General features: G+C 32.1%; 18 protein-coding genes. 14 read left to right on the top strand and 4 right to left on the bottom strand.

Annotated elements, in window-relative coordinates; translation table 11 throughout:
• Positions 1-87 precede the first annotated feature (87 nt).
• The 3 genes from ABID96_RS13455 to ABID96_RS13445 all read right to left on the bottom strand — a co-directional run bounded on the left by ABID96_RS13455 (position 88) and on the right by ABID96_RS13445 (position 2369).
• The gene (locus ABID96_RS13455) at positions 88-699 is read right to left on the bottom strand and encodes a DsbA family oxidoreductase (RefSeq protein WP_192602484.1); all 612 of its coding nucleotides are present in this window, start codon (positions 697-699) and stop codon (positions 88-90) included.
• A 153-nt stretch (positions 700-852) separates the two neighbouring features.
• Positions 853-1173, bottom strand: coding sequence for a hypothetical protein (locus ABID96_RS13450; RefSeq protein WP_192602483.1), 321 nt, complete (start codon positions 1171-1173; stop codon positions 853-855).
• A 92-nt stretch (positions 1174-1265) separates the two neighbouring features.
• Positions 1266-2369: a BMP family lipoprotein gene (locus ABID96_RS13445; protein ID WP_192602482.1), complete on the bottom strand. Its 1104-nt coding sequence runs from the start codon at positions 2367-2369 to the stop codon at positions 1266-1268.
• A gap of 142 nt (positions 2370-2511) precedes the next feature.
• On the opposite strand from ABID96_RS13445, the gene rnz reads away from it, so the two are divergent.
• The 10 genes from rnz to ABID96_RS13395 all read left to right on the top strand — a co-directional run bounded on the left by rnz (position 2512) and on the right by ABID96_RS13395 (position 11507).
• Positions 2512-3435: a ribonuclease Z gene (rnz, locus tag ABID96_RS13440; protein WP_192602481.1), complete on the top strand. Its 924-nt coding sequence runs from the start codon at positions 2512-2514 to the stop codon at positions 3433-3435.
• A gap of 78 nt (positions 3436-3513) precedes the next feature.
• The gene (locus tag ABID96_RS13435; RefSeq protein WP_377896899.1) at positions 3514-4251 is read left to right on the top strand and encodes a polysaccharide deacetylase family protein; all 738 of its coding nucleotides are present in this window, start codon (positions 3514-3516) and stop codon (positions 4249-4251) included.
• Between the two features lie 308 nt (positions 4252-4559).
• Positions 4560-4889 (top strand): lmo0954 family membrane protein, encoded by a 330-nt coding sequence (locus ABID96_RS13430; RefSeq protein ID WP_192602479.1) that lies wholly within the window; start codon positions 4560-4562, stop codon positions 4887-4889.
• Positions 4890-4903: 14 nt separating this feature from the next.
• Entirely contained in the window at positions 4904-5545 is a 642-nt protein-coding gene (locus tag ABID96_RS13425; RefSeq protein ID WP_087999052.1) for a PspA/IM30 family protein, read from the top strand.
• A 181-nt stretch (positions 5546-5726) separates the two neighbouring features.
• Complete coding sequence (locus tag ABID96_RS13420) at positions 5727-6089, top strand: group I truncated hemoglobin (RefSeq protein WP_192602478.1); 363 nt, start codon at positions 5727-5729, stop codon at positions 6087-6089.
• A gap of 353 nt (positions 6090-6442) precedes the next feature.
• The gene (cbpA, locus tag ABID96_RS13415; protein WP_192602477.1) at positions 6443-7099 is read left to right on the top strand and encodes a cyclic di-AMP binding protein CbpA; all 657 of its coding nucleotides are present in this window, start codon (positions 6443-6445) and stop codon (positions 7097-7099) included.
• A gap of 848 nt (positions 7100-7947) precedes the next feature.
• Positions 7948-8523, top strand: coding sequence for a TetR/AcrR family transcriptional regulator (locus tag ABID96_RS13410; RefSeq protein ID WP_192602476.1), 576 nt, complete (start codon positions 7948-7950; stop codon positions 8521-8523).
• A gap of 503 nt (positions 8524-9026) precedes the next feature.
• Complete coding sequence (locus tag ABID96_RS13405) at positions 9027-10229, top strand: MFS transporter (protein ID WP_192602475.1); 1203 nt, start codon at positions 9027-9029, stop codon at positions 10227-10229.
• 359 nt (positions 10230-10588) lie between these two features.
• On the top strand, positions 10589-11017 hold the full coding sequence (locus ABID96_RS13400; protein WP_088041935.1) for a universal stress protein: 429 nt from the start codon (positions 10589-10591) through the stop codon (positions 11015-11017).
• A 175-nt stretch (positions 11018-11192) separates the two neighbouring features.
• Positions 11193-11507 (top strand): iron-sulfur cluster biosynthesis family protein, encoded by a 315-nt coding sequence (locus ABID96_RS13395; protein WP_192602474.1) that lies wholly within the window; start codon positions 11193-11195, stop codon positions 11505-11507.
• A gap of 558 nt (positions 11508-12065) precedes the next feature.
• On the opposite strand, the gene ABID96_RS13390 is transcribed toward ABID96_RS13395, so the two are convergent.
• Positions 12066-12185 (bottom strand): hypothetical protein, encoded by a 120-nt coding sequence (locus tag ABID96_RS13390; protein WP_377896898.1) that lies wholly within the window; start codon positions 12183-12185, stop codon positions 12066-12068.
• 231 nt (positions 12186-12416) lie between these two features.
• Here ABID96_RS13390 and ABID96_RS13385 point away from each other — a divergent pair, with 231 nt between their 5' ends.
• The 4 genes from ABID96_RS13385 to ABID96_RS13370 all read left to right on the top strand — a co-directional run bounded on the left by ABID96_RS13385 (position 12417) and on the right by ABID96_RS13370 (position 15478).
• The gene (locus tag ABID96_RS13385; protein WP_192602473.1) at positions 12417-13241 is read left to right on the top strand and encodes a MerR family transcriptional regulator; all 825 of its coding nucleotides are present in this window, start codon (positions 12417-12419) and stop codon (positions 13239-13241) included.
• 939 nt (positions 13242-14180) lie between these two features.
• Positions 14181-14657: a DUF6756 family protein gene (locus ABID96_RS13380; protein ID WP_192602472.1), complete on the top strand. Its 477-nt coding sequence runs from the start codon at positions 14181-14183 to the stop codon at positions 14655-14657.
• 109 nt (positions 14658-14766) lie between these two features.
• Positions 14767-15012: a hypothetical protein gene (locus tag ABID96_RS13375; protein ID WP_377896897.1), complete on the top strand. Its 246-nt coding sequence runs from the start codon at positions 14767-14769 to the stop codon at positions 15010-15012.
• Positions 15013-15124: 112 nt separating this feature from the next.
• Positions 15125-15478: a hypothetical protein gene (locus ABID96_RS13370; RefSeq protein ID WP_192602470.1), complete on the top strand. Its 354-nt coding sequence runs from the start codon at positions 15125-15127 to the stop codon at positions 15476-15478.
• Positions 15479-15524 lie beyond the last annotated feature (46 nt).

Here is a 15524-nt window from a genome sequence, read left to right as displayed (position 1 = left end):
AAAAGGAAATGAGCAATGCAGACAGGCTAGTAACGAAGAAAGCGAGCGTTTGGCGGGCAGTCAAAAGAGGTGTAAATATACACCTCTTTAGCAGTTCCCATCAATATCACAGCTTAATGAAGACTGTTCAACTTGTTTTTGATTATTTAAAGCTTGGATAAATGCTTCCTTACTTTGCACACCTTGTAATACCGTGTCTCCGATAATAAAAGAAGGTACTGCATTGATAAATGATGGATTTTGAATTGAATGATCATAAGATGTACTTGAACAAGCGTCAATAAATGAAGCGCGATCAAGTCCTAAATTTTCAGCTATATCAGCTAATACATTTACATCCCCGATTTCCTTTCCTTTTGTCCAAAATCCAGCTAAAACAGCTTGTGCATATTCAGAACCTTTGCCATGTTCATTTGCAAATAAGAAACCACGATGAGCTTTTTTAGTAGAAGGATGAGGATCCATTGTAGGTAAGATCATTTCAACACCTAATTTTTCAGCAAGTGGTTGAACACCAAACTTCCATCCTTGTTGGATATATGAACTATTAGGACTTAGCGGCTCAGAGCCTTCAGGGCGTAATTGGAACGGCTTCCATTCTACCTCAACATTTTCAACTTCTTTCAATGCTTCTTCTAAAGGGTGTTTCCCTAAATAACAAAACGGACATACATAATCAGAATAAACGGTTACTTTCACTATATTAAACCTCCTAAATCTATTAATGAAAGTATAAACATATTTATTAGAAAATCACAATTTATATGTATTTTGAATGCAAAATTCAAAAACCACAAAAAAGAAATAGAGGAAAACTGACTCTATTTCTTAATAATTGAATTGTCATTGGGATTAAGACTCTTCATAAGCATCTAAAAAAGTATTACGTCTTAAAAGTAGTACAAAAAAGAGTAAAAATCCGCATAATGATGTAAAAATCATGCCTGTTAATAGGCCACCTAAATACATAAAGGTGTTCATTTTTGAGGTAATCGCAATCCAAATTAAGATTGATATGATGCCATCAGCTAAAACGAATGCTAGTGAACTGACTAAATATGGTAAGAATTCACCAGTTTTTTTTGTTTTTATTGACACGTAACGATATCCAATTGGTACAGAAATAAAAATCATAAAACAGTAAAATAGTAAGAAAAAATCATGTAATGTCATTGTATAACACCTTACCTTTATTTGCGGGTAATATACTATATGCACAATAACAAGATTTTTGGACAAAGAGTTTTGAAAACCTTTGTATTTTGTTAATTCATGATTTTAACCTTTTTCTTAGTTGCTTCTTTTTCCGGTTTAACCGGAGAGAATTTGTCGAATTCTTCTTTTGTAGTAGGTACGACAATTTTTCCGGATTTTATATTATCTGCATACAATGATACTTGTTCCTTAATATCTTTATTTAAGTTTTTCTTTTCATCTGATAGTCGGACACTATGATCTTTTATGCTAAATCGTAAAATTCTTCCGCCTTGGAAGTTACCTTTTATGGTTTTTGTGATTACTTCGTCAATTGCTTTATCTACATCTTTTATTGCTGATGTAAGTGTAACATTCTCTGGTAAACCTTCTTTATATTGGTCGCGATCCACACCAATAACCCAAACTTTTTTTCCATTTTTCTTCAACTTTTTTGCTTCTGAAAATACGCCTAAACCAGTAACGCCAGCTGCTTGATATATAACATCTGCACCCGAAGAGTAAATAGTTGAAGCTAATTTCGTTCCTTGTTCAGGTTGATCAAATGCATTTGCATATTTTGAAATAACCTTTATTTTTGGGTCGATTGATTTTACACCAGCTTTAAAACCGTATTCAAATTTTTCGATTAGTTTCCCTTTAGATCCTCCAACAAAACCAACTTTCATAGACTTTGTGGACATTGCTGCTACGATTCCTGCTAAAAAGGATGATTGCTCTTCATGAAACGTAATACTGACTACATTTGGCTTATCAACAATTGCGTCTATTAATGCATAATTATTTTTTTCATCTTTACTGATAACTTTTTTAAGCGGTTCTTTAAATGGGTAACCGACAGCAAATATTAGATCATAGTCTTCTTTTGCAAATTTCTTTAAATACTTTTGATAATCGGCCTCTGACTTTGCATTTAAATACTTGTAATGCTCATTTTCCTTCCACCCGTGTTTTTTACTCGTTTTCTCGATTGCTTCCCAAACGGCCTGATTTAATGAATGGTCTTTTATACCAGTTTTATTTGTGACGATCCCAATCTTTAAATCTTTATTTTTATTCAACTCATTTATATTATTATTCTGATTACTACAGCCCACGAAGATTAGGCTTGCGATCATAGAACATGAAACTAGTTGGAAAAACTTTTTTTCCATTGGAATCCTCCATGAATTTAAATTTAAAACTCTATTGTGTAAATTTCCCAATTTATGTATAAATCATTCTTTAAAGTGTTGGCATTTTCAGGTAACAAATGGTACTGTAACTAGTAGAAATGATTTAGATGGAGGCATGATCGTGAAGCTTGTATTTTTAGGAACTGGAGCAGGAATGCCATCAAAAGGACGAAATGTAACGAGTATCGCATTACAACTTCTTGAAGAAAGAGGAACTACTTGGTTGTTTGATTGTGGGGAAGCAACTCAGCATCAAATATTACATACAAATATTCGCCCAAGAAGAATTGAGAAAATATTTATTACTCATCTTCATGGTGATCATATTTTTGGGTTACCAGGATTATTAAGTAGCAGAACTTTTTTAGGTGGAGAAGATTTATTAACGATTTATGGACCAAAAGGAATTAAAGAATATGTAGAAACTAGCTTTAAAATAAGTGGAACATATTTAAAATATCCAATTCAGTATCAGGAAATCATAGAAGGAATCATTTTTGAGGATGATACATTTTTAGTAAATGCAATTGAGCTAGAGCATGGTGTTCAGTCATTCGGTTATCAAATAATTGAAAAGGATTTACCAGGGGAATTAAATGTTCCTGAATTGAAAAAACAGGGCGTACAGCCTGGGCCGATTTATAAACTTCTCAAAGAAGGCAGAACCGTTTCTTTAGAGGATGGAAGAGTCCTTAATGGAAATGATTTCATTGGAGCATCAAAAAAAGGAAGAAAAATTGCGATTGCAGGTGATACAAGAATGACTGGAAAAAGTCAGTTACTTGCAAGAGGTATGGATGTAGTTGTACATGAATCTACATTTGCTGATGAAGAAACGAAGCACGCATACGACTATTTTCATAGTACAAGCACACAAGTAGCAACTATTGCTAAAGTGGAAAATATTCATACTTTGTTTTTAACACATATTAGTGCTAGATACCAAGGGGAATTATCAAATACATTATTAAACGAAGCACGTTCGATTTTTGAGAACACTTTTATAGCAAATGATTTTGATGAATTTGAAATTTCCCGAGTTTAAATAAGATTGTATAAAACGCATAAAAGACCACTTTAGTGACATGATATAGTTATTATGTGTAAAGGGAAGGTCGGCGCTTTGAAACTGTTAAAAGTTATCCTTTTATTTTGTGTATTTATACTTAGTATTTCAAGTAATGTAAGTGCTGCAAGTAAAAATCGATATTATTATGAGAAGCAAGGTACAGCGATATGGGAAGTGCCTGTTAAAGAAAAAGTGGTTGCAATTACTTTCGATGATGGCCCAAATGATTTATACACACCTCAAGTGCTAGATTTATTGAAAAAGTATAATGCAAAGGCAACATTCTTTTTAATTGGTGAGAGAGTTACTAGATATCCTGAGGTAGCACTTAGAGAGATTGAAGAGGGTCATGAAGTGGCGAATCATACATTTAGTCACGCTAGACTTCAATACTTATCTGACGAACAAATTAGAAATCAGCTTCAAAAAACACATGAAGCAATCATTAATGCTACACATGTGGAACCTGTTTTATTTAGACCACCATTTGGATATTACAGTGAACGTTCAATAAACGCAGTACATGAGCTTGGCTATTTAACAGTCATGTGGTCATGGCATCAAGATACATTTGATTGGTCAAATCCAGGCGTTTATAAAATCGTCTCAAATGTATTAAAAGATACGAGAAAAGGTGATATCGTCTTATTTCATGATCATGGTGGTGATCGAACTCAAACGATTGATGCCCTAAAACAAATCTTACCTGCTTTACAAAAACAAGGATATTCATTTGTTACGGTATCACAATTGTTGGAATTAAAGGCAGGAGTTAAACTTCCAAAATTCTAATGTAAAACCAGTACTCTTTTAGATGATTCTAAATAGATACTGGTTTTTTGTTTGACCTGTTTTTTGATATCCATTGTTGCTATTTAAGTAGGCGTTAGTTAATGAGCACTCAAGAAGACTGTTAGAGTAGGCTTTACCTCACATAAAAGGTGAAGAAAGTTGAAATGAGCAGATAAAATGCCTATTTACGAGCAAAAAACAACTCTTCTACTTCTTAAGTCTGATATAAAACCATTCCTCAGGCCATTATTCATACGCAAAAACTTGTATAAGATAGGAGTATAAGTTGAAAGGAGGCGAACGAGGGAATGAAAAAATTTTTAATGTTTATCCTCGTACTAATATTAATTAGTGTTGCTTTAGCGAATTTAGGTGGATTAATTGCATTAGGACTTGGGTTACTAATTACGTATTACAGTTTTAAAAAGTTTATGAAAACAGATTCAATCTTTATGAAAATAGTTTGGGCGATTATTGGTTTAATCGGATTATCGATCGCAATTAGTGGTCTTCCTTCATTAATAGGAGTAGCAGCAGCTGTTTTGCTTTATTACCTATATAAGGATTATAGAAACCAAAAAAGCTTAAAAGATGATGAATACAAAATTTATGATGAAAATTTCAAACCATTAAACTAAGAGGAGTGTTGAAAATGAAAAACTTATTTACTCGTATTAAAGACCAAATATCTGCAGACTTACACGGAATTTTAGATGAAAAGGAACATAAAAATCCAATTTCTCAATTAAATTATTTCATCAAACAATCAGAAAATGAATTAAGTAAAGTAAGAGGGTTACTAGAAAGACATTATTCATTACGCACGAAGTTCCAGGTAGAACGTGAAGGTGCGCTTCAAATGGTAACAAAACGTGAAGAACAATTACAAGTAGCAACTGAAGCTGGTGTTGAAGATTTAACGAAGCGTGCGAATGAGGACCTTGCTTTTTATAAAGAGCAGGCAGATAAATTTGCTGCACTAATCTCAAAAACAGAAGAAGAAATTAACTTTATGCATGAGCAAGTTGATCAAATTGAAAAAAAGTTAAAAGAGCTTCATACAAAAAAGTTTGATTTAATGTCACGTCAAAATATGGCACATGCAACAAAGAAAATCAATGAAACTCATCATTTACTAAACAGTAAAATGCCTTCTATTGATTTCAATTATTTTGAAAAGCAAATTCGTGATTTAGAGCTTCGAGTTCGTTCAGAATTTGACCTTCAAACATTTGATTATAAAATTGAACAATTAAAAAAAGATTTAAAAAGTACATTTAAACAGGAAGCTTAATAGAAGAGAAGAGAAGAGAAGAGAAGAGAAGAGATGTAAATCTCTTCTCTTTTTGTGCTTTTCTTTTGATTGTTTTTCTTATAGGAACTATGCAGTATTTTTTCAGTATATAAGAATCATTGAATAGTCAAATACAAACTGGGGAAAATATTGCTATCTTAGAACGTGAGGAATGATTTTAATGGAACAAACACTTTATGAAAAATTTGGTAAAGAGGACGCTATTTCAAAAGTAGTAGATTATTTTTACTCTGAATTAGTACTCAAAGACGAAACTGTAAATCATTTTTTTGAGCATACAGATATGGAAAAACAAAGAAAACATCAAGCAAAATTTTTAAGTTTTGCACTAGGTGGACCTAATCAATATACAGGGAAATCTATGGCCAAGGCACATGAGGGAATGAATCTCCAACCAGAGCATTTTAATGCTATCGCTAATCATTTACATGATGCATTAGCACATTTTGGAGTAAGCGAAAGCGATATCAATCAGGCTTTAACGAAAGTTGCTTCATTGAAAGACGACATCCTATATAAATAGTTGAACGAGAGAAAATGAAATCACTTTTATAAGTGATTTTTTTATTAGTTCTAGAAAGTCATAGAAACGTCAACTCTCTAGAGGAATGGAAAATAGTTAAAGTGATAAAATAAAAGAAAATGTTTTTTCATGGAATAATATCCCTATTAAGTCAATATAATTTACATGTTGTGTGCTCTAATGTCTTTCTAATAAAAATTTTCATACTAGCATCAGAAGATAAAGGTACTTTGACAGAAAGAGCGAATGTATTAATGGAACAAGGATTTCATTTGACTTGAGGTAGCATATTACTTTTTTGTCTATGAAAATTCTTTGTAAAAATTAAAAAACAAAACAATATGAGAAAGTAAATGAATGAAAGTAGGGATAAAGTGAGAATTAAAGGTAATATCGTAAAAAAACATGAAGTTGTACATTGTATGGTGTCAACAGAGGCACAATTCGCGTGGGAACTACTAAAGAAAACAAACTATCGTTGTATCCCAGTATTAAGTAAAGATGATAAACAATATGTAGGTAACTTATACAGAGTAGATTTAGCTGAGTATTTAGTAGAAAACGACTCACTACAAGGAAAAACGGTAAATGATTTTGTACGTAAGGAATGTGATCCGATTTCTGAGGATTCACCTTTCTTTAAAGTATTCTTTACGATTAAAAGATTTCCATATTTAGCAGTAGTAAATGATTTGAACGAGTTTGTTGGAATCTTAACACACAAAACAGTATTTGAACTGTTAGAGGAAGCATGGGGTCTAAAAGATGGCGGTTACTCATTAACTGTTAGTACGATGGAGCATGTGGGTGCGTTATCTAGATTAGCAAATATCGTTAACAAATATGCAAATGTAAAAAGCTGTATTACTTTAGATAGTGATTCAGTTTATAGAAGAATTTTAATTACAATCCCTCCAACAATTAGTGAAGAACACTATAAAAAGCTAAAAGAAGCCATTTTAAAAAAAGAATTTCATATTATCCATGAGGAAGTAGCCGTTAAAAGTTAAGAAATACGATAGTATGAAGCAGGGTATATATCACTATTTCTAGATAAAAATGTTCTTTACTGTGTAATATTCTAGAAACAAATTTGGGGACCACTAATGCTAATTTTTAGTTGCATTAGTGGTTTTTATTATTTATTTAAAAGACATATTTTATCTAACGAAAGCGGGGTTTTTTAAGTGATATATTTTTTTGATTGTGAGGAATTTCACTTAAACTAAATGGCATTTTAGTTTAAGTGAAAAGATTCGCAAACTGGACCGTGCTTTTATATTTGTAAAACCTAAATTCATCCGTGTTTTTCTAATATCGGACTAATTTTAACGAAAGGGAGTAATTTATTTTACCATTTATTTGAAGTGTTAACACTTAAACCACGGTTAAAATGGATAGATAGAAATAAAGATAATAAATTCCGTTAAAGAAGTGAGTTAGTAATTTATAGGACCATTTTAGGTCATATTTTTAAAAGTATTTACTTTAATGCTCTTGCCGTTGTTTTCCACTTAATTCGGCATAAATGTGTGTCGTCTCACTCTTTACATGACATTGTAAACTTTGAATAACTTCAAGAGGAGCACTAATATCCACTGTGAGGGGCTCTCTCTGTTACAAATAATGCGGCATCTTCATCTATTTGCTCAATTAAATACCTGTTTATCCAAATCTAACGAAGACGCCTTTTAATCTAGAAAATACTTAATCGTTTAACATAAGTAACGAACACTTATTAAACCGCAATTTTGAATTTAGAATCCTTTATCTGTCAAATTCCTTTTAAAAAGTGTATTACTGATTATACAATGTTTATTTTTAAGTATGCTATAATCTTTCAAAAGGAGGTACTAGCGTGGCAAGACATAAGGAATATGATGAAAAAGAAGTTTTACAAAAAGCAACTGAACTATTTAGGTATCAAGGTTACGAAAAAACCTCATTGCAAGATCTTGTTTCTCATATGGGGATTCACCGAAGAAGTTTATATGATACATTTGGTGACAAACATACACTATTTATTAAAGCATTGGAACATTATGATCACAAAATGAAGAATAAAATGGATATACAAGTTAAGAATTCATCAACTGTGAAAGATGCTATTAGAAGTATATTAGAAATGGCCATTTACCAAGATAACGAAAAATCGGTTGGTTGTTTGACAATTAATAGTGCAGTTGAGTTGACTATACATGATCAAGAAGTAGCAGAAAAAATTGAACAAAATTTTTCTAAAACAGAAAAAATTATACTTGAATTACTATTACGTGGACAAGATTCAGGAGAAATTCCTAAACACCATGATATAGAAAAACTATCTCAGTTTATTCATAATTCTTATGTAGGTTTACGAGTATTAGTCAAAACAACTAACGATAAAAATAAACTTAAAAATATTATTGATACGACACTCTCTGTATTAGATTAGGACCGGATTTCTAATTTTATAGTGATGAAAAATAGTTATCTAAAGACATTAACTTTTTTTGTTGCTATTTATTTTAATAATAATTCGAGAACGAACGGTAAAAAATAATTCTTTACCGTTCGTTCACAATATGTTATAAATATAAACGTCGAAGGAAGTTAATAATTGTATTGATGAATAGCTAATAAACAATTAAAAGTATATGAAGCTAATGTAAATAGCTTTTATGTATTGAGTTTCGAAAACAAGGGTTAATTAAAATACAATTATTGGAGCATGAATTCAGCCTGAAAAATTTATATTAATGAATTTAAACAACTGCGAACTTTAACAAATCGTGATATTCCCGAAACGTGAGTATATCCTTTGTTAATCGCGGAGTTGTGGAGGTTTGTATTTTTAAGAATGAACATTCTCAAAAGAGTGACGAAAGGCTATAGAGTAAGAAAATTGTTAATAAGGTTATAAAAGATAAGGATTAAAATTAAGAATTAGAAAGGAAAATGAATGTGAAAAGAATGTTATTAGTTATATTATTGATGTCTTGTGGAGCAACTTTTGTAACTCCATTATTTCCTCTGTATAGCGAATATTATCAATTAAACAGTTTGCAAATTACGATTTTGTTTGCTATCTATGCTGCATTCCTGTTACCGACTCTACTTGTTGTGGGGGCAAAAGGAAGTGCTTGGGGACTGAAAAAAGTTCTTAGCATTAGTATTTTAATTTCAATAGTTTCAACTTTGCTCATGATTGGTAGTACAGAAGCGTGGATGATATATGTTGGAAGAAGTTTAGAGGGAATTGCGTATGGTTCGTTTACTGGTACGTCTGTGGCTTTTCTAATTAGACAATCAGAACCCAAAAAAATTGGTAAAGCTATTAAATATTCAGGAGTTACTGTACTTGTTGGCTTTGGACTTGGACCAGCTATTGCGGCTTTCATGTTACAATATTTGCCTATTCAACCACTTAGATTACCATTTTGGATCTTAATTGGATTATTAATTATATCGATTGTCATACTAGGATCTCTACCAAAGGATGTAGTTACGAAAGAACAAAAGCTTGCAAAACATAAGATATCACTTGGCGTTCCAAAAAAAATACGTTCTCACTTTTGGTCGATGTCTGGACTTGCTATTTTTACAGTATTTACGATCCAAGGAACAGCACTTGCTCTAATTCCTACTTTCGTGAAAAATGTTATTCACACATCTAATTTATTTATTTCTGGTTTGATCTTTTTAATTCTATTAGGTGGTGGTGCATTCGCACAGTTTATTCCTAGACCTTCTCAACCTGTTACACGTATTAGATGGGGGATCTTGCTTTTAGTTATTGGTTCTTGGTTGATTGTTACATCTGGTTATACTGCAAGTTTACCATTATTATGGATCAGTATATTCATACAAGCACTTGGTGGAGGATGGACTTTCCAAAATGCACTATTTTTTGCAGGGCAACTGCCTGAACCTGAAGCGAAACCACGTGTGATTTCGGCTTTTTGGATGTGTGCGTATATAGGGTTTATTGTGCCTCCTGTTTTTGTTGGAGCACTTACTCAAATTTTCAATTTAAACATTTCTCTTGTCGTGCTAAATCTGTTTTCTTCCTTGATTGTCGTTTATGTCTTGTTATATTCAGTTCGATTTAAACGTGAGACATATAGTACAACAGTTCCAAATAAAGGAGCTTCAAGATGATATGTAATAATGAACGGAGAGGGGGAATGCAAACAAACCATTAATTTTTATTTGGATATTTGAGAATGAACGTTCTCAAGTTGGGTCTTCAGCTATTAGTTACGATTAAAGCAACTGCAAATATGGTTTTATAGATAGGAGAATCTCCCCTATGATTTCGCGATCAATTAAAAAGTTGCGCATACAATGGAAAATCTTTGAGGGATTCTATTAAAAAGCATCAAATTAAAATATGTTATTAACGATCGCCGTCAAGTTTTGTCATCAAAGCGGAGGATCTGATCTGATTAATAAAAAAGATAATCACCGTCATGGGTTTTATCATAAAAATAAGATTTTATAATAAGGGGAGTGACAATATGTATGAACGATTTTTGGTTCCAGTTGACGGATCCGAACACTCTAAACATGCATTGAAATCAGCAAAAAGGTTGGCGCAAAACATGGGGATAAATGCCCGTATAACGCTTCTTCATATCATTCCTAGTAACAATATCAATACAGTTGCTTTCGGAGTGGATATTGATATTGAACAATTGCAAGTAGAGGAAGTTAGGAGGATTTTAGATGAATCCGCACAAGTCCTTTCAGGGTCATCTATACAATATGATAGCGAATACCATATTGGAGATCCTGCAGAAATGATATGCAAGAAGGCAAAAGAGGGAGATTACGATCTTATCGTAATGGGTAGCAGGGGACTTAGCCTCTTTTCAGAACTGCTCTTGGGAAGTGTAAGCCATAAAGTGGTCCAGCATGCGAATTGTGCTGTAATGATTGTAAAGTAAATAAGAGGTGATCGTTACCCCAAGTACTAAGAGAAAAAGTACAAGAAGTAACCAGGTTTTATTATAGAGTTTTTAAATGGTGAATTAATTTAATCAAGCTAAATCGTATGGATATGATTAGTGTTATTATGGTTTGTTGTTAGAACAATATCCTTACTGTAAGGAGGGTTTATAAGTGGATTTTCAAGTAACTGATTCTGCAAAGGAAGTATTGTTCAATAAAATGAATGAGAATCAATTTATTCAATTGTCATTTGATCGTGGGAGCTGTGACATAGTAAATAATATTTACGAAATGAAAGTTATTAACAAAAGACCAAATGACGCATATGAAAAAATTTTAACAGTAGATAACATTGAATTTTTAGTTAATAATGACTTTGAAGAAGTGTATGATAATCAATTAGTAATAGATTATTCAAACGGATCATTTATCTTTAAAAATAAAAACCAAATATTTAATAATAAAATAGGCCTTAGATATGTTTAGTATTAAACACGCGCCATAGGTAGTCATAAAATATTAAGGTTCAAAAAAAAATTGAAGAGGTAAAACCAGGAAGGTGTTTTAGCATCCTAATGGAGAGGGTAAGTTCCACTCTCTGAAGGTTAACTGAAATATTTGAAGTGTTTTAGTTACACTAAATGGAAGGGTGTTTTTTTCATCTATGTTAAAAATGAGTTGTTACACTCGGCGGCAGTTTAACTCATTTTCAAAGAGAGGCTTTGCTGGTTGCTGGTATTATTTTATTGAAAGTCAAGCAACTGAGTAAAACGAGTTCTTTTTTAGGTGAATGAAATATAATTCAAATGGAAACTGCAGAATCTATAGGTGGAGAGAATAGTGCACCAAGAAATGGCTGAGGCATCAACAATAGGACAGAAACAACTGTTGTTGTAATTTGGTTAGAATAAACGTAAAAAGGCAATATCCCAAAATTGGTGATGTTGCCTTTCTTTTTTTATGAGAAGCGCGAATATAATCTAGTAAAGTCACTCGCGGCTATTAATACTTACCTTTTAATTAAATTTGCCGGGGTTTCTCCTTTTATGCAGATACGAGATTAGCTGCAGCTAACATCGCCATTTTAAAGCGAATTTCGTAAGTGGCAGAGCCGATATGCGGCAAAGTAACAACATTCTTCATTGAAACTAGGTGATTATCCATATTAATTGGTTCTTTGACAAATACATCTAATCCTGCACCATAATTTCACCTGTTTGGAGGGCATGAATTATCCCGTTGCCGTTTTTTATTAAAATTCGGAAAATGTGGTGTGATTAAAAATTCACTTTTGTTGCAAATATAGGTAGATATCGGTTTGCAATGTTTTTTTTTTGCTTGACTTTCCACTTATATGGAAGGTTTATAATTCTAGTACAGAAAGGAGTGAATCAAATGTTTAAAATCAGCGAGTTTTCAAAGTTAAGCCAAGTTCCCGCTAAAACATTACGATTTTATGACCAACTTGAACTCCTCAAACCTGCCTATACCGATCAACAAAACGGTTACCGTTACCACAAGAGCGAACAACTACTTGATCTTCATCGAATTCTGGCGTTTAAGGATCTTGGTTTTACACTTGGACAAATCAAACAGCTTCTGAATGATAATGTATCTACTGAGGAAATTCGCAGAATGTTTCGACTTAAGCAGAAGGCGCTGCACTCGCTGATTCAGTCTGAAATGGAGCGTTTAAGGCGTATTGAGGTAAGACTGGAGCAAATTGAACGGCAAAGTGACGGTCTTTCTCATTACGAGGTTGTGGTTAAGAAGGTCGAGCCCTTAATGGTTGCAACGCTTAAAGAGACCACGGATAGAGCAAGTATTCCTGGGTTATTCGAAGAAATCGACGAATATTTAAAATGGAATGGAATTCCGCTACCTGTTACCCATATGGTGTTGTGGTATAGTTGTACGAAGTGTGAATACAGTATCGATTTGGAAATAGCTTGCCCAATCTCGCGCAAGCTTCAGGACACGGCTCGCTTTCAGACGAAGGTGTTGCCGGAAATGGCGGTTGCGTCAGTGACACATATGAGCAGTCCAGATATATATACACCAGTTAGCATCGATCTAGGTTCCTGGATTGAGGAGAACGGCTACCGAATCATCCCGGAAATACCGAGCAGGGAAGTTTATCTATCAACTCAAGAAAACAACAAATTGCGGTATGTGACCGAGAGTCAGATGCCCATTTTGGGATCAGGGTTCATTCAATAACCATTTAGCCACAATCGATAAAGTAGTTGTTGCTAAAATTTTTTATAAAAAGAGTACTAGTTACTTATTTCAACTCAAAGGAAGTAAATGAACTATTATCTAGAATCTATAATCCAAAGGGATTTAAAATCCGTTTTAAATAATATCATTTAAAAGATTTTCAACTCAAACAAATCCGTGTGAGAGGAGAATAATATTAAATGAAGCTGAACTTTAGAAAACATTTAGATAAAAATTTAAAGTGGTATTTTTTAGGTTTTATTATTCTATTTGAAATACCTCCTATTATATATATGTATTTAAACGATATTAGGATAGATTTAAATGGAGGCTATACGACTCTATTAGTCTTTTCATGCTTGTTATTATTTATTATTTTCACAAGAAATAAATGAAATGAGTTACTAATACAATTAGATTTAGTTAGCCCAAGAATCCGATATTTTTAATGCTGATTATAAAGTTGAAAGCTTGAAAAATTTGGAAAAATGGTACTTTGAGTTATATGAAAAGAATGAATTCAATAAGCTGGGAATAGTTAGAAATGAATTTGAAAAAGTAATGGCGATTTATTTTGGAGAAGTAGTTGTGAAAAATAATAAAGATGCAAACTGGTAAGTAGAGGAATACCCTTTTGTACCAGGAAAATACACCATTGGAGTAAGTAATGGCTTTATGAGTATGTCTTTAGGAAATGGATTTATGGACCATTATAGTGAACCAAGTAATAAAAGAAGAAACGCTTTATTTAGAAGGTACAATCATTATTTTTATAATTGAAACGTTATATCTTATTGAACTAACTGGCGCGTTAGTTCAATAGCGATTGGGAGCCAATTAAGGTTCCTATTTTTTTTATAAGTAAGAACAAGAAGGGATTAAAAAAGAAAAATAGAAGTATTGTTGTAAGAAACTGGTTTTAAATAAGAAGGTGTATAAATGAAGTATGTTGTGCGAACAGAGATAAATTCTATTCTTAATGAAAAAATGATTCCAAAAGAGTTACTAAGTGAAGTGGGTAAACATCATTGGGAAAATATCACACAAAAATTTAAACAGACCTTTATTAAAAAGCCTCATTATACTTTTCAAGTATCTTGGTATTGGCAATTTCTAAAAAACGATAGCTATTCCCTTCATTTCATAAATGATGATGCATATAAACATCTTCATAAGTTAATTGATGAAAATGAAAAAATATTTTTTATGGTAGAGGAAAATAGTGCTAAGCCCAAATTCTGGGTTTATGAGGGAAACATAAAGATGATTCAAAAGGTAATTGAAGAGTCCTTTGCATTTGAGTATTATATCTTTTCAAAGAAATTTGATTGGCTTATTTGTGAAAATCACCATGGTGTTCTTAGTGGAGTGGGAGAAAAGGTTATTGGAAAAATGAAATTATGCTTATACAACTAACTGGCGCGTTAGTTGTATAAGTATAACAAAAAGAGGGTGATCATTTGATCATCCTCTTTTTAAGTATATGTCAACTTAGTTAAATAAGATAAAAGGAGTTTTAATAACATTGTTGAATTATTTAAAAGGGAATATTTGGTATAAATACATGGAGGTATACATGATTTCTAAAAAGAGAGTTTACATAAATATAATTCAAGCTATTTCATTTTCTATCGTATATTGTTTAGTTAAAATTTTCTTTTTTGACTCTGAAATTGATTCAGCATTAATTGGTTCTATTGGTGGTGGTTTTGTCTTATTCTTAATAACAATTATATTTGCTAAACCAAGTGAAAATAAATTTAGCCAATAATTTCGTATTGAACTAACACATGTGTTAGTAGCGTAGTGTACTTTATATGCCTGGTTGAAATTTTGTTTAGTTGATTTTGTTAATATATAGTAAGAATAGGAGTATGAAAGTTATGTTTGAAACAATTGATTGGCATATTTGTATAGATGCAAATTCCAAAGAAAAAGCTAAAAGAGTAATCAAAAGACTATCTCAAGAAATTGGAGAAATTGAAATTTTGTCTCTTAAAGAACATTGGAAAGATGCCACTAAGTATGAACTTTATAGTGAAACGAAATTACGATTTGAAGAACCCGAAAAGGCAATTTATAATGTTCTTCAATTAGTAAATAGTCTTTGTAATGAAGTGAGTGTAATTGGACCATCAAAATATGAAGGAAATAGAATAGAATTCGAAGGGATATGCTTATCTCCTAAAATAGTTGGGATAAGTTGGTTCCGTTTTAATATTGCTAATTTTAGATAACTTAATGAACTAACTGGCGCGTTAGTTGAATAACAAACAAAGAAGG

Source organism: Gottfriedia sp. OAE603 (assembly GCF_040543965.1).
In the GTDB taxonomy this organism is placed as follows: domain Bacteria; phylum Bacillota; class Bacilli; order Bacillales; family Bacillaceae_G; genus Gottfriedia; species Gottfriedia solisilvae.
The sequence above is the reverse complement of the archived record's forward strand: the minus strand, read 5'-3'. Positions and strand labels throughout refer to the sequence as shown.